Below are 20,765 nucleotides of genomic sequence, written 5' to 3'. Positions count from 1 at the left end.
TAAGGACAACGGATGAGTGACCAATCCCAGACTGTTCCTGAGCTGGTGACCTGGGTGAAACAACATGAATTCGCCCTTAACCTGCCAACGGAAAGACTGGCATTTTTATTGGCGATTGCCGTGTTAAGCGGCGAGCGTCTGGATGAGGAACTGGGGGAAGGTGAACTGGTCGATGCGTTCAAAATCGTGAGCGATATGTTTGACCAGTCGAAAGACACCCTGGTTTTCCGCGCCAATAACGCAATCAACGAACTGGTGCGCCAGCGTCTGATTTCCCGTTTTACCAGTGAAATGACAGAAGGTGCCAGTATTTACCGGCTCAGTCCGTTGGCACTGGGTATTGCCGATTACTACGCCCGTCATCGCGAGTTCTCATCGATGAAGCTGTCGATTCAGTTGGCTATGGTGGCCGATGAGCTGACCAAAGCAGCGGTCGCTGCCCATGAAGGCGGCAATGAACAGCACTGGAAGATCAACGTCTATGCGGTACTGAAATATTCAGTGGCCGAGATTTTTGATCGTATCGATCTGAACCAGCGCACCATGGATGAGCAGCAGCAGCAGGTGAAAGAAGACATTGCTGAACTGCTGAATCAGGACTGGCGTGCGGCCATTACCAACTGTGAAAGCCTGCTTAATGAAACCTCCAGTACGCTGCGCGAGCTTCAGGATACTCTGCAAGCAGCCGGTGATCAGCTGCAAACCCAGCTGCTTGCCATTCAGGATGCAGTAAGCATAACCTCGGATCTGGATCTGGAATATGTCGAAGGCATGGTGTACTCGCTGCAGGCAAAACTGGACCGGATCATTAACTGGGGTCAGCAGGCAATAGACTTGTGGATCGGCTACGACCGCCATGTGCATAAGTTTATCCGTACCGCCATTGATATGGACAAAAACCGTGCCTTCAGCCAGCGTTTGCGCCAGTCGGTCGCCGAGTTTTTCGACGCACCATGGCAGCTCACTTACGCCGATGCTGATCGCCTGCTGGACATGCGTGATGAAGAACTGGTCCTGCGTGACGATGAAGTAACAGGCATAGTGCCGGAAACGGTTGAATTTGAAGAACTGAGCCAGGTCAATGATCAGCTCAGTGAAAGAATTGCTGAAATGCTGGATATTCATAAATCTCAGGGCGCCGCCATTAATCTGGGCGCCTTGATCCGGGAATATCTGAGCCAGCATTCCCATGCACAACATTTTGATTTAGCTCGTATTATTGTCGATCAGGCCGTGAGGCTCGGTTATTCCGAGTCGGATTTCAGTGCGATTCAGCCTGATTGGGAACTGATCAACGACTACGGAGCCAAGGTACAAGCCAATGTCATTGACAAATATTGAAGAATTTATGCCAGAGAATCTGGCCAAAGCCATTGCCAACCCCTTGTTCCCGGCATTGGATAATGCATTGCGTTCGGGCCGCCATGTTTCCAGCGAAGATTTGGATAATCATGCTTTTTTGCTGGAGTTTGAGCAGGACCTGATGCTGTTTTATAAGCGCTATAACGCTGAACTGGTCAGAGCCCCTGAAGGCTTCTTCTATCTGCGTCCCCGCTCCACCTCGCTGATTGGCCGCTCTGTGCTGTCTGAGCTGGATATGCTGGTAGGAAAAGTACTGTGCTTCCTGTACCTGAGCCCTGAACGTCTGGCCCATGAGGGGATATTTACCAATCAGGAACTGTTTGATGAGCTTTTGTCGCTGGCCGACGAAAAGAAACTCATGAAGCTGGTGACCAACCGGGCGTCAGGCTCTGATCTGGATCGTGAAAAACTGTTCGATAAAGTGAAAACTTCCCTGCGCCGTATGCGCCGTCTGGGCATGGTGATCATGCTGGGCGACAGCGGTAAATTCCGCATCAGTGAAGCGGTATTCCGCTTTGGTGCAGATGTGCGTAACAGTGATGATATCCGGGAAGCTCAGCTTCGCCTGATCCGTGACGGCGAAGCCATAGTGCATCAGCAATTGCCGACTCAATCCAGTTTGATTGAGGCAGAGCAACCGAACGACACTGCAAGTGATGAAGAAACCGAGCAAGAGGAACACGCCTGATGGAGCGCGGTAAGTACCAATCTCTGACCATGGTTAACTGGAACGGCTTCTTTGCCCGGACATTTGATATTGACCAACTGGTCACCACACTTTCCGGCGGTAATGGTGCGGGTAAATCCACCACCATGGCTGCGTTTATCACATCTTTGATCCCTGATCAGAGCCTGCTGCACTTTCGTAATACCACAGAAGCGGGAAGTTCCAATGCGTCCCGTGATAAGGGGTTACACGGCAAGCTCAAGCCAGGCGCCTGTTATTCTGCGCTCGATATCGTCAACTCCAAGAACCAGCGCATTATTTTTGCGGTGAAACTGCAGCAGGTTGCCGGCCGGGACAAGAAAGTCGACATCAAACCTTTCCTGATCCAAGGCTTACCGTCAGCGGTGAAACCGACGGATATTCTGGTGGAAACCCTGTCTGAGAACCAGGCACGAGTGCGTCAGATCAATGAAGTGAAAGACGCTGTGTCTCAGTACGAAGGTGTACAGTTTAAAACTTTCTCTTCTGTTACGGACTACCACACGCAGATGTTTGAATTCGGTGTTTTGCCGAAGAAGCTGCGTAACAGTACCGACAGGTCTAAGTTCTACCGTTTAATCGAAGCGTCGCTGTATGGCGGTATTTCCAGTGCTATTACACGCTCGCTGCGTGATTACCTGTTGCCGCATAACTCTGGCGTGAAGAAAGCCTTCCAGGATATGGAAGCGGCGCTGCGTGAAAACCGCATGACGCTCGAAGCGATCAAAGTGACCCAGAGCGATCGTGATCTGTTTAAACACCTGATCACTGAAGCGACCAATTATGTGGCTGCCGACTACATGCGTCATGCCAACGAGCGTCGTATCAAGCTGGAACAGACACTTGGTCTGCGTCGCGAATTACTGGGCTCACGCCAGACGCTGATTGATCAACAGCAGGTGTTCGGCAACATGTCGCAAGAGCTCGACGAGCTGAAAGACAACGAGAGTGCGCTGGAGCAGGATCATCAGGCGGCATCGGATCACTTACAACTGGTTCAGACGGCCGTTCGCCAGCAGGAAAAAATAGAGCGTTACCGTGATGATCTTCTTGAGCTGACTGAGCGTCTGGAAGAGCAGGTCATGATTGTCGAAGAAGCGGCTGAGCAACTGGCACTGGCGGAAGAACAGGCCATGCTCAGTGAAGACGAGGTCGACAGCCTGAAATCTCAGCTGGCTGATTATCAGCAGGCATTGGATGCACAGCAAACCCGCGCCTTACAGTACCAGCAAGCCGTTCAGGCGCTGGAAAAGGCCCGTCAGATTTCGGCAGATGACACGCTGGATCAGGAGAATGCCGCTGAACGGCTGTCCAGCCTGAAACAGCAGCAAGACAGTAAAACCACGGCATTGCTGGCACTCAAACATAAGCTGGATATGTCTGCAGCCGCGGCGCAGCAATTTGAGCGTGGTCTGCAGCTGGTGGTGACCATTGCCGGTGCTGTTGATCGTGCATCGGCAGGTGAAAAAGCCCGTGAATTACTGGCGACAGGCCGTGAATTGCGGATGATTGCTCAGCGCAGTGAACAGCTGAGTGCTCAGTATCGCGATCTGGAGCGCAGCATGCGTCATCAGCGTCAGGCCCAGGAACTGGCAGATACCTACGCGAAACGTTTTGCCGTTGAGGTTGATGGCGAACTGGCGCTGGCTGAAGAGCAGGCCCGTCACGAAGCAACCTTAGAGAGTCTGGAGCAGAACCAGTCTGATCTGGTGGAAAAACGCAGTGAGCTGCGCCGCCAGGAACTGCAGTTGTCGAAAGACATCAGCCTGCAGGAAGGCAAAGCGCCGACCTGGATTGCTGCCAGTGATGCGCTGGAAAAACTGGCAGAACAATCTGGCCAGGATCTTTATGACAGCCAGGCGGTGATGACGGCCATGCATCAGACGCTGGAGTCTGAGCGTGACGCCATTCATGCCAGAGACAAGCTGGCAGTGCGCAAGCAAAATGTAGAACATGAAATCGAACGTCTGGCCTTACCGGGCGGCAGCGATGATTCCCGTTTGCGTGTGATTGCCGATGTGCTGGGCGGTACCTTACTGTCTGAGATTTATGACGACATCACGATTGATGATGCGCCGTACTTCAGTGCCATGTACGGTCCTGCACGCCATGCCATCGTGGTACAGGATCTTCAGTCAGTCCGCGAGAAACTCTCAGGGCTGGATGACTGCCCGGACGATCTGTATATCATCGAAGGCGAAGCGGACTCGTTTGACGACAGCAGCTTTGTTGTTGACGAACTGGAAGGCGCAGTGTGCGTTCAGCTCAATCAGCAGCAGTTGCGTTATTCCCGATTCCCGAAAGTGCCACTGTTTGGCCGGGCCGCCCGCGAGCAGCGTCTGGCGATTCTGCGCGAAGAGCGTGATCAGATTGTTGAGGATCACGCCAAGGCATCTTTTGATGCGCAGAAACTTCAGCGTTTGTACCAGAGCTTCAATGCCTTCGTCGCCAGCCATCTGGCGGTCGCTTTCGATGCCGATCCGGAAGAAGCAATTCGTATCGCGCGTGAAAAACGTAATCAGATTCAGCGTCAGTTGAATGACACCGAAGCTACCGAGCAGCAGCAGCGCAGCCAGCTCACCGCTGCACGTGAAGGTTTATCGCTGTTATCCAAACTGCAGCCGGTCGTGGCCTTGTTAGAAGATGAGACGATCGCCGCCCGCCTTGAAGAGGTGGAGCAGCAGCTTTCCCAGATTGACGAAGCACGTCATTACCTTGAACGTCACGGCAAAGCACTGGAAGAGCTGGAAGGTCTGGTGTCGGCACTGGATACCGACCCTGAGCGGTTTGATGCCATGCAGGCCGAGTATCAGGATGCGGATCAGGCCCTTCAGACCCTGAAAAGCCAGATTTTTGCACTGGCTGATTTGGTTGAACGTCGCCACCACTTTGGCTATGCCGATGCGGTTGAGCTGCTGAGCAAGAGCTCTGAGCTCAACGAGCAGCTGAAAACCAAACTGGAAACGGCGGAACGCGAACGTGCCCGCCACCGTGAGAGCCTGAAACAGGCGCAGACTCGGAGCAACCAGTACAACCAGTTGCTGGCGTCGCTGAAAAGTTCACACCAGGCCAAGCAGGAAACCGTACAGGAATTTGAACGCGAGCTGCAGGAACTGGGTGTCCGCGCTGATCTAGAAGCGGAAGAACGTGCACGCCTGCGTCGTGATGAGTTGCATGAGCGTCTGCACAGTTCCCGTAACCGTCGCAGCGAGCTGGAAAAAGCCACCACGTCACTGGATATGGAAATGCGTAATCTGGTGAAGCGTCTGCGCAAGGTAGAAAAAGATTATATCGACTTACGCACCCTGGTGGTGAACACCAAAGCGGGCTGGTGTGCCGTGCTGCGACTGGCTCGAGAAAGTGATGTTGAACGCCGTCTGCATCGCCGCGAAATGGCCTACATGACGGCCGACGAACTGCGCTCATTGTCAGATAAAGCCCTGGGCGCACTGCGTCTGGCCGTGGCCGATAATGAAACGCTGCGTGATGCACTGCGTGCTTCTGAAGACGTATCACGTCCGGAGCGAAAAGTATTGTTCTACATTGCTGTGTACCAGCATCTGCGTGAGTGTATCCGCCACGATATTATCCGTACCGACGATCCGGTTGAGGCCATCGAAGAGATGGAAGTTGAGCTGGCCCGTCTGACAGAAGAGCTGACAGCACGTGAAAAGCGTCTGGCTATCAGCTCAGACAGTGTGGCGAATATCATCCGCAAGACCATTATGCGCGAGCAAAACCGTATCAAGATGCTGAACCAGGGCCTGCAGAACATCAGTTTTGGTCAGGTGAAAGGGGTGCGTCTGAATGTGAACGTGCGTGAAACCCATGAATCTCTGCTGACGGGTCTGGCTGATCAGCAGGATCAGCATCAGGATTTGTTCGGCAATAACCGTCTGACTTTCTCTGAAGCCATTGCCAAGCTGTTCCAGCGACTGAATCCGCATATTGATATGGGTCAGCGTTCACCACAAACTCTGGGTGAAGAGTTGCTGGACTACCGGAACTATCTGGAGCTCAGCATTGAAGTGAACCGTGGTACAGATGGCTGGTTGCAGGCCGAATCGGGCGCTTTGTCAACCGGTGAGGCCATTGGTACAGGTCAGGCTATCTTGCTGATGGTTGTGCAGAGCTGGGAAGAAGAAGCCCGTCGTCTGCGCGGTAAAGATATTATTCCATGTCGTCTGCTGTTCCTGGATGAGGCAGCGCGACTGGATGCCAAGTCTATCGCAACTCTGTTCGAGCTGTGTGATCGTCTGGACATGCAGCTGTTGATTGCTGCGCCAGAGAATATCAGCCCGGAGAAGGGCACCACCTACAAGCTTGTGCGCAAGATCTTTAAAGATCGGGAACACGTCCATGTGGTGGGCTTGCGTGGTTTTGGTCAGGAACCGAAAGGTGAGCCGGAACCGGGCAGGCAACTCGAGTTAGACCCGGCCTAAATCTGACGAAAAACGAAAACCAGCGTGGAATCATGCTGGTTTTTTTGTCCTATCTTTTTCCTGTTCTCTCCAGCCCTCTGACTTGAGGGCTTTTGTATCAAGCGTTGTCTGAGCGATCACTTCGCCTCTTTTTATCCTGTTTTGCATCATCATGCGGTCAGTTTTGTCTTGTTCCTAAGACCTGTTTCTCAATCGTTAGTGTCACAGTCGATAGCGCTTTGGGGCTCGATAGAGTGCCTAGAATTTTAGTGTTGGAGTCGGCCATCTGACTAACCACTCAATGCATGTTTCAGGCGTGGCGGTCGGGTTGAGTGAATAGTGAATAACGAATGAATAAGTTTTGTCGTAGGGGTGATGACATGAAAAGTATAATTCTATTAATGCTCGCCATGATGGCAGTGGCGGGTTGTAGTGATTCAGACAGTGCGGATAATGCTGCGAATACACCATTAGATTCAGATGGTCAGCAGGAAGTACCCGTCACAATTGAAGTACCTGAAAACCCGGGTACGGATCCTGGTGATCCCGGTGGCCCTGGTAGTCCTGGAGACGGTTATGATGGTCCACGTAAAGTGTGTCTGGCCATTACGGGCCTGGAAATCAAAGGCAGTGCCGGTAATATTATTGAATACACCAATGAAGTGATTGAACAGGCGCTGAAGTCGGATCCAGATTGTGTGCCACCATCAGAAATTATCAATGATGCGCTGCCAGAAGGCATGGTGCTGATTGATTTACTGCATATGAGCAATGATTTGGCTTATCTGCTCAAAGGCGTGGGTCTGCCGGTTGATGATTATGTCAGTGTGACTCTGAATATCAACGACCAGGGTAGTTACGGTGGTGGTTATGATGTTGATCTTGATGGCGATATTGATATCAATACCGGTAGCCCTTATTCCTATGTTCAGGAATATGATGGTGACTACAAGAAAATTGATCTGGGCGGTAAGCTGGAATTTGCGGGCTTTAACCTGAAAGATAAGTATGGTTACCCACAAACCTATTCCATGATGATTGACCCTTATAGTGCCTTTAACATACAGGATAACGGTGCTTACGGGCTGTCAGGTAAAGGGATGTGGCTGGTGAATAAACTGGATGCTATCGATGTCGTGGGTGATATTCTGGACTCGGCTTGCGTGCAGGACAGCCTGAAACTGATTTATCTGTTTAAATCTCACTCCGATGGCCCAAGCTCAGGTGATCCTGATTATGTGACCACTGCAAGTGAGGATGATAACGGGGGCTATTCTTACGGTATGGCAAGTATTCCGAAAGGATACTATGACTTCGAAATCATGTGTGATGTCGATGATGCTATTCCCGAATTCTCCGGTTACGGCAACTACGATGTTGAAGTGACAGATAACGCAGACGGTAACTATGACATCTACTGAGTTATCGGGTTGATGTAAACACAACCGGTCGACTTTGTTCGACCGGTTTCTTTTTGCCACAAGCTTGAATTTCTGCTGAACAGCTAGTCGATAATGCTGAAAATACGTAATTTTAGCTTTTTACACAAGATCAATATCTCATTTTTGCGCAAAAATAATCTTAGTACGTTCAGAACAACTCTTTGATTCCCGTCCTGTTTATAAACAATGTCGATGTTTTTAGTCGCGATTGCCCAGATAGGTCTGGTTGTTTTTTGACCTTCCATTCATTAAAGTTCTTTCCATTGCGTGTACAGGAACCAAAGAGAAACAACTATGACTTTCAGTGGCAAATTGCTTTCACCGGCGTTGAATGGACTCACACTACTAAAACAAATTGCACTCAGTTCAGTATTTGGTGTTGCTGTGATGGCGTATGGTATACATCCGGTTCAGGCATCTGTGACCACAAAACCGACTAATCACCTGAAATCCACACTTAAATACGTGGAGCTAGAAGCGGAAGCGGGTGATAAGAATATGCAGCTTTTTCTGGGCCGGGCATATCTGGAAGGGAATAGCGGCATTGAGGCCGATCCACTGAAAGGGCTTTACTGGCTGGAAAAAGCCGCGGTAGATATGCCTGAAGTGAAAACGATGATCGGCGATCTGTTCAAAAAAGGCCAGTTGCTGCCGCAGAATAATGAGCTGGCAATCAACTGGTACAGCAAGGCGGCCAATGAAGGTGATATCCCTGCCATGGTCGAGCTGGGCAATTATTATGCTTCCGGCGCTGCAGGCGAGGTGAACTGCGGTAAAGCTATTCACTGGTTTACTCAGGCGTCGAATGGCGGCTCACTGGATTCAAAGCGTAATCTGGTCTGGTTATACGCAACCTGCTCAGATGAAAAAGCACGCGACGGCCACTTAGCGCTGAAGCTGGCTAAACAGTTAGTCAAAAAATCAGAGGCAGATGCGGGTGATTATGACAATCTCGCTGCCGCTTATGCAGCCTGCGGTCAATTTAATCAGGCTGTCAGAGCGCAGGAAATCGCCCTTGATAAATTGGAGCAGGACGCAGAAGCGCAACGCATTGCGAAGTTTACTCAGCGCTTAAGGCTATATCAGCAAAACCAGACGATTTACAGCGCTTCATTGTAATACCCATTTCGCATAACAACACCTGAACGGTTATTTCTTCTCCTGTTATGCATTAAAGCCTTCACAGTGTTGTGAAGGCTTTCTTTTGTCCCATTTCGAATACAGATTTTTACCTCAACTGGCAGTATTTTGCCGATAATTAATACATAGCTGTGTTTTTTGTAATGGGCGCTGTTGTGATACCTCCCGAACGTGATATATCCGATATTGTAAACGGTGACATTCTTGATTTCTCATCTGGAAACAACCGGTTGAATGCTGCAGGTGGCGACGCGGGTATTCGTAAACTGGCCGATGCATTTTGTCAGTGTATGGAAACGCAACCCGAACTGGCTGTAATTCGCGCCAAGTATCCGGACGATCTCACTGATTTTCGTGAAACGCTGGCGACTTTTCTGCTGACTTGGATACGGGGTGAAGTGCCGCTGTACACTAAATCGAATGGTCGGCGTTACCTGAATACCAATCAGCGGCGGGTTCGCCTGAACAGCGCCGAGAAAGCAGCATGGCTTCGCTGTATGCAACAGGCACTGGATACTCAGCCCCTGAGTGAAGTGTTTAAGCGGTATGTTATGGTGCAGTTAACCTTGTCGGCTGAAATGACGCGAAAGGCCTCTGAATAGCAAAGGGCTGGCTGTCGATTTCTTTTACACCCTCTCTTTGTTCACCTTATTTTTGTAAATAAAAACAAAGCATTATAAGGTGGCTTGCTGCTTGCATAGCCTAGTTACTCATGTTGTAGATTGGAGAGCAAGGCATGAAGTTATTGAATGGGTTAACATTGACGGCATTGTGCTGTTTTGGCACTTCAGTCAATGCTGCTGAAATCAATTTAGCGGCACCGGGTGTGGATCAGGCAGTATTGACGATGGGCAACCAAGGTGACAGCTATGTGGCTGTTTATCAGCAAACCGGGGCCGGGTCGGGTAATCTGGGATCATTTCTTCGTGTTCAGGAAAGCGGAAACGGTAACGGGAATGGGAACAGCAATGGGGATGGAAACGGTATCCAGGAAGGTTTTAATACCAGCACCACTGATCCTTATATGATGGATCAGCACCCGTCGGGTAATTTTACCCGTGATGTCACCTTCTCTGAATTGCAGTCACTGGATGGTTTCTATGCCTTTATTCTCGATGCTAATGAAACCGGTAATAATAATGAAATCGTGCTCACTAACCTGATGCTGTTCTCAACAAGTGTTGCCAGCCAGAATGTGGATGATATTGCGAACTTGCAGAATAGTACTTTGCTCTGGAGTCTGGACTGGGATGACAATGGTGCTTTTCAGGATAACTCTGTGCGTTTGGATACCAGCAAGAATAACAACGGCCCAGGTAGCGGTGCGACGGATTTAGTGTTCTTAATCAATGAGAATTACTTTGCCAATATTCCCGCCGGTCAGAACAATTTCGTTCTCTACTCCAGCTTCTCTGAGTTTGATTCAGGCTTTGAAGAGTGGGCACATGACCAGGTGGCATTTGATCCGGATGGTGGCGATCCGCCAACGCCCGTATCAGAGCCGGGTAGCTTGGCATTACTTGGCCTTGGCTTATTAGGGCTATTAAGAAGCCAACGCAGACGGCGCATTACGCAATCATGAACGATGTCATAAAACCATAAGCCGGAAAGGGAGTGTTCACTCCCTTTTTTCATGATTCTGATCCTTTCAGTTAATCTTGCGGGGACTTCAGTAAGTCCTCCAGCGCCTGAATAGCAGCATCTACCCATTCCTGTAAGTTTCCTGCTTGTGACAAACCGGCACTGAGCTCAGAGCGCTGAATCTCGATATACATACGCTTCTACCTCCATGTTAAGTGTAGATCTGTTACGCCAGCGCCGGACGGCCAAACCGGTCGCCCAAAACCGGCTGCCCCAAAACCGGCCGCCAAAGACGGACAGGCACTCAAGTCGTCTTAGTGGTTAATTGATTCCATTAGGGAATGAATTGATATCTCAGCTTTCGCTGTTAACGGGTTCTGAGTGATGCTAATTTTTCCGGCCTATGGGTACAGGTCCCCATCGTTTTCAGGAAGAAGTATGGACATCTCTTTAGACATTCTCGCTATTTTATTCTTTGTGGCCGGTCTGGCTGCTTTTATTGATGCTATTGCGGGTGGCGGCGGGTTGCTGACCGTGCCTGCGTTATTGGCAGCCGGCGTGCCGCCAACACAGGCTCTGGCAACCAATAAACTGCAAAGCTCCTTTGGCAGTTTTTCGGCTACCTATTATTTTGTGCGTAACGGCCTGGTCGATCTCCGGCAAATGGTGCTGGCAATAATCTGTACTTTTGTCGGTTCAGCCGTGGGTGCGGAATTGGTGCAAGTGATTGATGCAGGGTTGCTGACGACTATGATTCCTGCTTTGCTGATTGTTATTTCTCTGTATTTTCTGTTTGCGCCCCAGGCCAGTGTACATGGCGGTAAAGCTAAGATTTCTGACGGTCTTTTTGCCTTTACTGTCGGCACCAGCATTGGTTTTTATGATGGTTTTTTCGGGCCGGGAACCGGCTCATTGTTTACCATTTGCTTTGTCACTTTAGCCGGTCTGGGCATAGTGGAAGCGACAGCCCGTACCAAAGTGCTGAATTTCACTTCCAACATTGCCGCACTGATGTTCTTTATCATGGCAGGGCTGCCGGTATGGGAGATTGGCCTGGTGATGGCGGTAGGTGGATTCATCGGTGCCAGGATCGGTGCCAAAATTGTGGTCAGTAACGGACGAAAGTTAATTCGTCCTATGGTGGTGATCATGTCTATGCTGATGGCAGTAAAGCTGCTGTGGGAACAAAATCCGCAATGGTTTCAATAAGGTGCTTAACACGTTCTGAGCGGTAGCTGTGTTGTCGGTAGCAAAGATAAATGGGCCGGGCAAAGCCATCAAGAAACGCAAAATGCTGGCAATGCTGTTCTTTGATTGCCAGTGTTTTCACCACAGAAAGCGGCACCAGTGCAGGGGCTGCTCCGCCCAATGCCAGTTTGGCGGCTGCGGTGTAAGAGTCCATTTCCATCAAAGGGCGGATCCCCGCCTGCTGCAATAATCCCGCCTGATAGGCATTGGCAGGATTGCTGAGATCATTGGTCAGCAGGCACTCTGGTGCCTCATCCAGCGGCTGATTGAACACCACAGTAAAAGGCTCATCGAATAGATGCCTTGCCTGAAGTCCGTGATGGGCGGGCAGGTGACCGGCACAAAACCCGACGGTTGCATCACCGGCCTGTACTCTCTCTACAATAACGGGAGTATGGTGGGTATTGAGCACTATATGAGGGTCGTCTTTCAGAAAGCTTCCCATTAAGGCGGCAAGATAACCCGCGACCAGGGTTTCAGAACAGGCCAGAATAACCGGGCTATGATCCCGGATGGCCTGTTGATCGAAGATCTGGCCTTTTAATTCATTGAAACCGGGGCCGACCTGCGCCACTAATGCCTGCGCATCCGGGGTTAACTTGATATTCCGGCCATCAGGCACAATCAGCTTTTTGCCTAACCGTTGTTCAAGCCTGGCGATACGTTTACTGACAGCACTCTGGCTGATGTATAAACGGCTGCCGGCACGGCTCATGGTGCCTTCTTTTGCAAGTACCAGTAATGTTTCCACACCTTCAAGCAGCACAATAGCTCCTGGTGCATTATTGATGAATAGTTGGAATCGATGATAGCAAAGCCAGCGGGGGGAGGCGATGGTCGAGCGGGAAAATAACAGATAAACCGCCAGTAAACTGTCCGGCGGTTTATCAGAAAGGAAGCTTAGTGGTGGCCTGAGGTATCGTCGGGATGCGTCTGCGTAATACTGCCCACTTCAAGCATAGGTGCCACATCCAGATGTTCGGCATTCATCATGGAAGAAATGCGCTGTACCGACGATAGCAGCAGCGACTGTTCCCACTCGTCTAACTGCTGAAAACGGGAAACAAAACTTTCCTGCAAAGGCAGCGGGGCTTTATCCAGATTAGCCAAGCCTTCCGCGGTGAGATGCGCATGTACTTTTCGTTTATCCAGCTTGCTTCTTTCTCTGATGACAAGGCCACGTTTTTCCAATCGGTCAAGAATCGTTGTTGCTGTTGCCTGACTCATATTGGTGTTGCTGGAAAGCTGGCGAATAGTCACTTCACCTGAATCGCGTATGGCTTTCATGAGTACCAATTGCGGTCCGGTCAGACCGGTTGATTTGTTCAGTTGTCTTGAATGCAGGTCGATCGCTCGGATTATTTGTCGCAGGGCGATGAGGACTTCTTCATGTTTGTCCATGTTGCTCTCCCACCTTGTTGCCGCACGGAACATCAGGCGATGGATTGTTGCGTGATAGAAACGGCAAAAGCACTTATTGATTCAGGTTGTCTGAGTAGTTAGCTGACGTGATGGTTTATCTTTTTCAGCCAGACCTTCAGTAAAGCCAAAATTCTAGCACGCCAATTAATAAGCCAGCTATCAAAAATGCTGTAAAAACCATGATTTGCTCGATTTATCGGCTTCTGACATCAGGAAGCAGCGACGAACAACTCAGGTAATTCCTGATAAACAGATTAGCTGTCGATTCCTGCTGATAATTTCTATTGTAGATTAATGGAATAGTTATCGGACCCACACCGAAATCTCGATAAGGAGCGGTGGACTATTCTGAGGCACACTAATGAAAATGGCTAAACCTTAACCACTGCGTATCGTATTTTTTTGTTTGTACGGATTTTGGTCACTGTTTTTCAAATTGTTTCTACTTGTTACTTGTTATTGTTGTTTTCGTGAATAATAATAATTCTCAATATAGCCTCATTATTTTTAATTTCACCAAGGACGATACGCCCAAGATGAAGAAGACTTTTACCCTTTCTCTGCTGGCTGCTTCTGTCGTGGCCTCCGCTTCAGCGCATGCTGCTGTTTCTAAGCAAGATGTGGTCAGCCACTACGCAGATATTGCTTTTAATGTTTTCAGTGATGCCCGGACAACGGCACAAAATCTGGACAAAGCCATTGATGCTTTGATTGCTGCTCCTTCTGAAAAGACGCTGGCTGAAGCCAGAGAGGCCTGGAAGCTGGCTCGTATCCCTTATCAGCAATCGGAAGTGTTTCGTTTTGGTAACACAGTTGTAGACGACTGGGAAGGTCAGTTGAATGCCTGGCCTTTGGATGAAGGTCTGATCGATTATGTTGCTCAGGGTTACCACTATGAGCTTGGTAATGACGGTGCCACCGCTAATATCATTGCAAGTGAAACGATTCAGGTGGGTAACGCGACGATCAATGCGGTGCAAATTACTCCTGAGTTACTGGCGGATATGAATGAAGTCGGTGGTTCAGAAGCTAACGTCGCAACCGGTTATCATGCTATTGAGTTTTTGCTGTGGGGCCAGGATTTGAATGGTACCTCTGCTGGTGCCGGTGAGCGTGCCTATACCGATTTTGCAAATGGTGAAGCTTGTACTAACGGCCATTGTGATCGCCGCCGTGCTTACCTGAAAGCGACATCTGAGCTGCTGCTGACAGATCTGGACTGGATGGCTAAGCAATGGTCTGTCACCGAGAAAGGCAATTACCGCAGCGAGTTGCTGGCGGATTCAGCGGATAACGGCTTGCGGAAAATGCTGTTCGGGATGGGATCACTGTCGCTGGGTGAACTGGCCGGTGAGCGTATGAAAGTGGCGCTGGAAGCCAACTCGACCGAAGATGAGCATGACTGTTTTTCAGACAACACCCATAACTCACACTTCTACAATGAGCAGGGTATTTATAACGTTTATACCGGTACTTACAAGCGTGTTGATGGCAGCACAGTGACAGGGCCGAGTATCCACGATCTGGTGGCTGAGAAAGATCAGCAAGCAGCCAAAGCGATTCATACTGAGTTCGACAATGCTCGCTCGCAGGTTTATAGCCTGGTTGAGTCGGCAGAAAAGAATAATCAGCATTTTGATCAGTTGATTGCGGCGGGTAATAAAGCGGGTAACAAGCTGGTTAATGACGCCATCATGTCGCTGGTGAAACAAACGGCGGAAATCGAGCGCGCGGCCAGTATTCTGGGTGTCACAAACCTGAATCCGGATACCGCTGACCATCAGTTTTAAACTGTGATGGCATGAATCAATAAAAACAAAAACAAGGGCTCATCTGAGCCCTTTTGCCGTCATAACGGGTTATTTGAAGCCTTTAGAATGTGAGCGTGTACAAGCATGAAGTTCAAGCCTTTTGCAGCCAGAATAGCTGTATGTTTTCTGCCGTTAGCGATCGCTTTTCCTGCCGTGGCCCAGCAAAGCAGTGAAACCGCGGCTACGGCTGATCTTTCTTTACTGAAATCCGGTGGGGCGACCAGTGTCACTAAAACCGGTGCCAATGCCTTCTCCATGCCTGCGGCGAACCTGCCTTTGGTTCACCGTCTGGATTTTAGTGTCGGCAACAGTTTTTTCCGTAACCCTTGGGTACAGGCCCCCGCGACCACAGATGCCCGCGACGGGCTGGGGCCCTTGTTCAACACCAATGGTTGCCAGAATTGCCACATCAAAGATGGCCGGGGGCATCCGCCGGAAGAAGGAGATACCAATGCTGTGTCTATGCTGGTGCGGTTAAGCATCCCGGCCCTGACACCGGAACAAAAGAAAACCCTGATTCTGGATGGTGTGATTCCAGATCCTGTCTATGGCGGTCAACTGCAGGATTTTGCACTGCCTGACGCCAAGCCCGAAGGCCAGATCACAGTGACGTACAGTGAGGTGCCGGTTACTTTTTCGGATGGCGACATCGTCACATTGCGTAAACCCACACTGACGATTCTTGATCTGAACTACGGCGACCTGCATCCGGACATCATGATGTCGGCGCGTATCGCACCGCCCATGATTGGCCTGGGGTTGCTGGAGCAGATCCCCGAGCAGACCCTGGAATCCCTCGCGGCAGCACAACTACTGGAAAATAAAGGGATTTCCGGCAGGCTGAACCGGGTATGGGATGTGGAAAAACAGCAAACCGTAGCCGGGCGATTTGGCTGGAAAGCGGGCCAGCCGACACTGATGCAGCAAAACGCCGGCGCGTTTAACGGCGATCTTGGCCTGACAAGTCGTTTGTTTCCGGTTGAAAACTGCACCAGCGGTCAGGACGTATGTCAAACACTGCCCAATGGCGGCTCCCCCGAAGTCAGCGATAAGATCATGAATTTTGTTGAATTCTATTCCCGTCATCTGGCTGTGCCTGTGCGCCGCAATCTGGATGATCCGCAAGTAAAACGCGGTGAGCGCTTATTTGCTGAAGCAGGGTGCGGATCTTGCCACCAGAGCAAGCTACAGACAGCCAAAGTTGACAGTTTACCGGCTTTGTCGGAGCAGACCATTCACCCTTATACCGATTTGCTGTTGCATGACATGGGAGGAGGCCTGGCGGATGGCCGTGGTGAGTTTCTGGCCAACGGCCGGGAATGGCGAACCGCACCGCTGTGGGGGATTGGCTATACCGAAGAAGTGAATGGTCATACGTATTTCCTGCATGACGGCCGGGCCCGCAACCTGATGGAAGCTGTGCTCTGGCATGGCGGTGAAGCGCAGGCCAGCCGCGATCAGGTGCTCCAGCTGGGTAAACAGGATCGGGAAGCGTTAATTGCTTTCCTGCAATCACTGTAAGGACATGATATGAGAAGAACGATAGTTGCACTGAGCCTTATCTCTACACTGGCCGGACTGACCGCTTGCAACGAAAATCAAGAAATCAGCAGTGCGGTAATTCATCAGCAACATATTAAAGCGGCAGACGCCTTTTCCGACGCTGCCCGCGTGTTGGGAAGCGCTGTCGGTGAAGTGTGTCAGGCACAAACAGAAAAAACGCTGGCGGCCAGTCGATCAGCCTGGCAGGTGTTGATGCAAGACTGGATGGTATTTCAAGGCCGGGAGAAAGGCAGTGAACAAGCACTGGCTTTAGCCTGGCAGATCCAGTTCTGGCCGGATAAGAAAGACATTACGGGTCGAAAAATGGAGCAGCTGTTGGCGCAGGACACAAAATGGACAGCCGAATTACTGGCTGAACAAAGCGTGGCCGTACAGGGGCTGGGGGCGATGGAGTGGTTGCTGTATGCCAACCCTGACAAGTTAAGCCAGCCTGACGCCTGTGCGCTGGCAACGGCAGTCAGCCAGCGCCTGATAGACAGTGGGGAAGCACTGGCTGAGGCCTGGAAAGCCAATCCCTGGCAGGCAATGACACCGCAGCTGGCACTGGGCGAATACGTTGGCGCCCTGACCAATCAGCTGGATTTTGCCCTGAAGAAGCTGACATTACCTATGGGTAAGCCGGGTCATCCGCGTCCTTATCAGGCGGAGTCCTGGCGCTCTCAAACATCCATGAACAATCTGAAAGCCAATGTACAGGCAATGCAGTCGCTGTACCTGGCGGATGGGAAAGGGCTGGATGCTTTATTGCGGGCGCAGGGAGAAGCTGCACTGGCTGATCGTATTGCCGGGCAGTTTAACAGCCTGATCGCTGGCTGGCCGCAAAGTGCCAGTATGGGCGAGTTACTGAAAACACGCGATGGGTATCGCGAACTCATCAGCATTTTTAACGGCATGGAGTACCTTCATTTCGCACTCCATGATGAGGTATCGCCTGCTTTGGGCATTGTCGTAGGATTTAATGCAACCGATGGTGACTGATTTAACAAGGCGGGCACTGCTGAAAAAGGCGCTGGGCACCGCTATTTTGCTTCCGGCTGCCGGGATGCTGTCTGCCTGTGCTTCAGCGGAGCTCGCCAAGGAGCAACTTACCAAAGGACAGTCAACCGGCACAGCAACCGGGGATCGCATCATCGGCTGCAGCAGAACCGCTGACGGCCGTTATGCGGTTGTTGTGGCAGACTCGCACGGTCGGCCCATACACCAGATAGCTCTGCCTGAGCGCGGACACGGTGTGGCGATTCAGCCTGGCGGAGCACTGGCGGTGGCGTTTGCTCGTCGTCCGGGTGCTTATATGCAGGCTTTTAACCCGGCAACGGGAGAGAAACAGCCGCTTCGCCATGCGGATCAGAACCGCCACTACTATGGTCATGGTGCATTTTCCGCTGACGGCCGTTACCTGTACGCAACCGAAGGGATGAGCACAACCAGTGAAGGCGTGATTGGCGTCTATGATACGACAGCCGGACTGCAAAAAGTGGCTGAATACACTGGGTTTGGTATTGGGCCTCATGAAGTGGTGCTGGCCGATCCGGAAACTTTGGCGGTTGGTGTCGGGGGCGTACATACCCTCGGCCGGGAACCGCTGAACCTGGAGATCATGCAACCTGCATTAGTGTATCTCGATATTCAGAGCGGGAAAGTTGTCGGGAAAGCCGTGCTGTCAGATAAACGGCTGAGTATCCGGCACCTTGCCGTGACAGATACCGGAGACATCGCCTGCGGTCAGCAATACCGGGGACTGCCAGAGCAGGCCGCGCCGCTTGTTCATCTGCATACACGTGGCGGCGCGCTTCGCCCGCTGCAGGCGGATGAAGAGGACTGGATGCGGTTTAACCATTATATTGCCAGTATTGCCAGCCTGGACGGTTATCTGCTGGCAACCTCACCACGAGGCAACTGCTATGGCATCTGGCGTGAAGAGACTGGCGAGCTGGTGGATCTACAGCCTTTGACGGATGCGTCAGGGGTGGCAGTCAGCCAGGGGCAGTGGCTGGTTGGCTCAGGGGCGGGAAAAATTCTGACCCGCACGCCGCTCCGTCCGGGCCGGATCGCTCAATCTGCAGTGATGTGGGACAACCACTGGAAATTGCTGTTCAGTTGAAACTTTGAAACAACGGGCTTTCGAATATCTCACTACCTTTATAACTATAAACAGGGAAAGCATCGAGTTATCGTTTGATTTCAAGCGATAATCGCTTCGCTTTGCCATAATGATAGTGATGGTAGCGGAGAGCGCACATGACTAGGCTAGGTCGTATCGGGCTTCTTCTGGTAGTCAGCAGTGTTTCATATACTCTGCATGCACAGGATGCGTCAAACACAGATCCTGAGTCAGAGATCAGTGTAACCATCGACGCGCCTGTTGCACCAGAAGCTGAAACAAGTGCCATGGCTGAACCGGCTCCTGCGGCCGAGGCGGCGGCCATTGCACCGACCCCGGAGCAGATTCAGGCTCAGAAACACGCGGACGAATTAGCGCTTATCCGGCAAAAGTCACTGGCCTGGGTCGATGAAGTGTCTGCTCAGTTACCGGGATTGCGATATAAACAGCAACTTGCTCAGCTGTATCACGGGTTAGGTTATGTGCCTCTCTGGCAAGACAGCTTCACTGTGACTGATTTTGAGCAGCAGTTATGGGTGCTGACACTCGCGGAAACCAGCCCGGATTTTAACTATCGTCTGAAGCAGCTCAAACGGCTGAAGCAAAGTCAGGATTGGCGTCAGTATGATCTGCTCGCGACAGACACCTTACTGGCATACCTCAGTTTCATTGAAAATGTCATTGATAACCGCACGCAGTGGCTGTTTAGCGAGGAAGTGCCCACGCGCATGCCTGCGCCTTCGGATGAAAGTCTGGCTGAGCTGATGGCAGTGCTGGAACGAGATCAGCTCAATGTTTTCGTGGCGTCGCTCAAACCTACCGGACGCCACTACAACCAGTTTCTGCAGGCCATCAACCGAATGGAAACCATTGCGGAGAAGCCCTGGCCAGTGTTCAGTCAGCCCGGCATTATCCGCCTGGGCGCCTGGCTGAGAGATCCTGATATCTTAATCACCATGCTGGAACGTTTGGGTGATTTAACTGACTACCAGGCAGAGCAACTCAGAACCGCGGGCAAGAAACACTACAATATCGATCTGGCAGAAGCGGTGAAGCACTTCCAGCAACGGCATGGATTAAAAGTGGACGGTGCAATTGGCCCGCAAACCCGTGCCTGGCTAGCGGTGACGCCTCAGGAGCGTATTCGCCTGCTGGCATTAAATGCCCAGCGCAGCCGGGTGTGGACGTCAGATTTTCCGTCCAGGCTGGTTGTGAATATTCCCGATTTTGCGTTGAATCTGTGGCTGGATAACCGCATGGTGTTTGATGCCAGAGTCATAGTCGGGCAACCCAAACGGCCAACGCCTGTCATGATCTCGAACCTGTCCGCTGTGGTGTTTAATCCGTACTGGAATGTCCCTAACTCCATCATGAGAAAAGACATTCTGCCTAAAGCCCGGTACGACAGCGGCTACTTGTACCGCCATCATTACGACGTACTCCGCGGTTGGAACAGTAATGAAAAAATTCCCATCAGCTCTATCAATTGGCGCTATGTGACGGCGAAGAACTTCCCGTACCGGTTACGGCAAAAACCAGGTGCGCATAATGCACTGGGACGTTTTAAGTTCACTATCCCGAATAATCAGGCTATTTATCTTCACGATACGCCGTCAAAAAGTCTGTTCAATAAAGATTTCAGAGCGTTCAGCTCCGGCTGTATCCGTGTTCAGGGCGCGGATGAGATGGCGAAAGTCTTGTTAAGCTATGCAGGTGTATCAGAGCAGCGCTTTGATCAGTTGGCCGGGCGAAGCTCGACCAGAACCGTCGGCGTGAAACAGAAAATTCAAGTGTTCCTGATTTATCAGACTGCGTGGATTGACGAACAGGGGCTGGTGAACTATCGCAATGATGTGTACCAATACGATGAGCAGGATAAAAATTCACCAGACTCTGAAAAATTTGCATCAATTTACAAAAATTAAATTCCTTATACGTCAATAGTTAGTCAATTTAATGGCTTTTTTG

The 20,765-nt window shown here is 50.9% G+C and carries 16 protein-coding genes; 13 read left to right on the top strand and 3 right to left on the bottom strand.

Annotated elements, in window-relative coordinates:
- Window positions 1–12: 12 nt before the first annotated feature.
- From mukF to L6J37_RS16885, 7 genes are all read left to right on the top strand, one after another.
- Window positions 13–1,341, top strand: a complete 1,329-nt coding sequence (mukF, locus tag L6J37_RS16915) for a chromosome partition protein MukF (protein WP_192017510.1) — start codon at window positions 13–15, stop codon at window positions 1,339–1,341.
- Window positions 1,322–2,050 (top strand): chromosome partition protein MukE, encoded by a 729-nt coding sequence (gene mukE / locus L6J37_RS16910; RefSeq protein ID WP_027253292.1) that lies wholly within the window; start codon window positions 1,322–1,324, stop codon window positions 2,048–2,050. The genes mukF and mukE overlap by 20 nt, the downstream gene beginning before the upstream one ends.
- Window positions 2,050–6,510: a chromosome partition protein MukB gene (mukB, locus tag L6J37_RS16905; RefSeq protein WP_237796001.1), complete on the top strand. Its 4,461-nt coding sequence runs from the start codon at window positions 2,050–2,052 to the stop codon at window positions 6,508–6,510. The genes mukE and mukB overlap by 1 nt, the downstream gene beginning before the upstream one ends.
- 359 nt (window positions 6,511–6,869) lie before the next feature.
- Entirely contained in the window at window positions 6,870–7,910 is a 1,041-nt protein-coding gene (locus L6J37_RS16900; protein ID WP_192017507.1) for a hypothetical protein, read from the top strand.
- A gap of 315 nt (window positions 7,911–8,225) precedes the next feature.
- A complete protein-coding gene (locus tag L6J37_RS16895) occupies window positions 8,226–9,050 on the top strand; it encodes a tetratricopeptide repeat protein (RefSeq protein ID WP_218383187.1) in 825 nt (274 codons plus the stop codon).
- Window positions 9,051–9,226: 176 nt separating this feature from the next.
- The gene (locus tag L6J37_RS16890) at window positions 9,227–9,673 is read left to right on the top strand and encodes a globin domain-containing protein (RefSeq protein WP_237796000.1); all 447 of its coding nucleotides are present in this window, start codon (window positions 9,227–9,229) and stop codon (window positions 9,671–9,673) included.
- A 134-nt stretch (window positions 9,674–9,807) separates the two neighbouring features.
- On the top strand, window positions 9,808–10,653 hold the full coding sequence (locus tag L6J37_RS16885; RefSeq protein ID WP_218383192.1) for a PEP-CTERM sorting domain-containing protein: 846 nt from the start codon (window positions 9,808–9,810) through the stop codon (window positions 10,651–10,653).
- Window positions 10,654–10,723: 70 nt separating this feature from the next.
- Here the strand turns inward: L6J37_RS16885 and L6J37_RS21375 are convergent, their stop codons facing one another.
- Window positions 10,724–10,846, bottom strand: a complete 123-nt coding sequence (locus tag L6J37_RS21375; protein ID WP_269093539.1) for a hypothetical protein — start codon at window positions 10,844–10,846, stop codon at window positions 10,724–10,726.
- A 244-nt stretch (window positions 10,847–11,090) separates the two neighbouring features.
- Between L6J37_RS21375 and L6J37_RS16880 the strand changes: the two genes are divergently transcribed.
- Complete coding sequence (locus tag L6J37_RS16880) at window positions 11,091–11,861, top strand: TSUP family transporter (protein WP_192017503.1); 771 nt, start codon at window positions 11,091–11,093, stop codon at window positions 11,859–11,861.
- Here the strand turns inward: L6J37_RS16880 and L6J37_RS16875 are convergent.
- A complete protein-coding gene (locus L6J37_RS16875; protein WP_192017502.1) occupies window positions 11,806–12,666 on the bottom strand; it encodes a LysR family transcriptional regulator in 861 nt (286 codons plus the stop codon). The genes L6J37_RS16880 and L6J37_RS16875 overlap by 56 nt on opposite strands.
- 134 nt (window positions 12,667–12,800) lie before the next feature.
- Window positions 12,801–13,301, bottom strand: coding sequence for a MarR family winged helix-turn-helix transcriptional regulator (locus L6J37_RS16870; protein WP_192017501.1), 501 nt, complete (start codon window positions 13,299–13,301; stop codon window positions 12,801–12,803).
- 557 nt (window positions 13,302–13,858) lie between these two features.
- On the opposite strand from L6J37_RS16870, the gene L6J37_RS16865 reads away from it, so the two are divergent.
- From L6J37_RS16865 to L6J37_RS16845, 5 genes are all read left to right on the top strand, one after another.
- On the top strand, window positions 13,859–15,112 hold the full coding sequence (locus tag L6J37_RS16865; RefSeq protein WP_237795999.1) for an imelysin family protein: 1,254 nt from the start codon (window positions 13,859–13,861) through the stop codon (window positions 15,110–15,112).
- 105 nt (window positions 15,113–15,217) lie between these two features.
- Complete coding sequence (locus L6J37_RS16860; RefSeq protein ID WP_237795998.1) at window positions 15,218–16,654, top strand: di-heme oxidoreductase family protein; 1,437 nt, start codon at window positions 15,218–15,220, stop codon at window positions 16,652–16,654.
- Window positions 16,655–16,663: 9 nt separating this feature from the next.
- The gene (locus L6J37_RS16855) at window positions 16,664–17,674 is read left to right on the top strand and encodes an imelysin family protein (protein WP_237795997.1); all 1,011 of its coding nucleotides are present in this window, start codon (window positions 16,664–16,666) and stop codon (window positions 17,672–17,674) included.
- Window positions 17,655–18,797, top strand: coding sequence for a DUF1513 domain-containing protein (locus L6J37_RS16850; protein WP_237795996.1), 1,143 nt, complete (start codon window positions 17,655–17,657; stop codon window positions 18,795–18,797). The genes L6J37_RS16855 and L6J37_RS16850 overlap by 20 nt, the downstream gene beginning before the upstream one ends.
- A gap of 137 nt (window positions 18,798–18,934) precedes the next feature.
- The gene (locus tag L6J37_RS16845; protein WP_237795995.1) at window positions 18,935–20,722 is read left to right on the top strand and encodes a L,D-transpeptidase family protein; all 1,788 of its coding nucleotides are present in this window, start codon (window positions 18,935–18,937) and stop codon (window positions 20,720–20,722) included.
- Window positions 20,723–20,765 lie beyond the last annotated feature (43 nt).

It is taken from the genome of Photobacterium sp. WH77, assembly GCF_022014395.1.
In the GTDB taxonomy this organism is placed as follows: Bacteria; Pseudomonadota; Gammaproteobacteria; order Enterobacterales; family Vibrionaceae; genus Photobacterium; species Photobacterium arenosum.
This window is presented reverse-complemented; position numbering and strand designations above follow the sequence as displayed.

Coding starts and splice junctions, on each gene's coding strand:
- L6J37_RS16845 (WP_237795995.1), top strand. CDS start 18,935: ATGACTAGGCTAGGTCGTATCGGGCTTCTTCTGGTAGTCAGCAGTGTT.
- L6J37_RS16885 (WP_218383192.1), top strand. CDS start 9,808: ATGAAGTTATTGAATGGGTTAACATTGACGGCATTGTGCTGTTTTGGC.
- mukB (WP_237796001.1), top strand. CDS start 2,050: ATGGAGCGCGGTAAGTACCAATCTCTGACCATGGTTAACTGGAACGGC.
- L6J37_RS16900 (WP_192017507.1), top strand. CDS start 6,870: ATGAAAAGTATAATTCTATTAATGCTCGCCATGATGGCAGTGGCGGGT.
- mukF (WP_192017510.1), top strand. CDS start 13: ATGAGTGACCAATCCCAGACTGTTCCTGAGCTGGTGACCTGGGTGAAA.
- L6J37_RS16855 (WP_237795997.1), top strand. CDS start 16,664: ATGAGAAGAACGATAGTTGCACTGAGCCTTATCTCTACACTGGCCGGA.
- L6J37_RS16850 (WP_237795996.1), top strand. CDS start 17,655: ATGCAACCGATGGTGACTGATTTAACAAGGCGGGCACTGCTGAAAAAG.
- L6J37_RS16870 (WP_192017501.1), bottom strand. CDS start 13,301: ATGGACAAACATGAAGAAGTCCTCATCGCCCTGCGACAAATAATCCGA.
- L6J37_RS16880 (WP_192017503.1), top strand. CDS start 11,091: ATGGACATCTCTTTAGACATTCTCGCTATTTTATTCTTTGTGGCCGGT.
- L6J37_RS16895 (WP_218383187.1), top strand. CDS start 8,226: ATGACTTTCAGTGGCAAATTGCTTTCACCGGCGTTGAATGGACTCACA.
- mukE (WP_027253292.1), top strand. CDS start 1,322: ATGTCATTGACAAATATTGAAGAATTTATGCCAGAGAATCTGGCCAAA.
- L6J37_RS21375 (WP_269093539.1), bottom strand. CDS start 10,846: ATGTATATCGAGATTCAGCGCTCTGAGCTCAGTGCCGGTTTGTCACAA.
- L6J37_RS16865 (WP_237795999.1), top strand. CDS start 13,859: ATGAAGAAGACTTTTACCCTTTCTCTGCTGGCTGCTTCTGTCGTGGCC.
- L6J37_RS16860 (WP_237795998.1), top strand. CDS start 15,218: ATGAAGTTCAAGCCTTTTGCAGCCAGAATAGCTGTATGTTTTCTGCCG.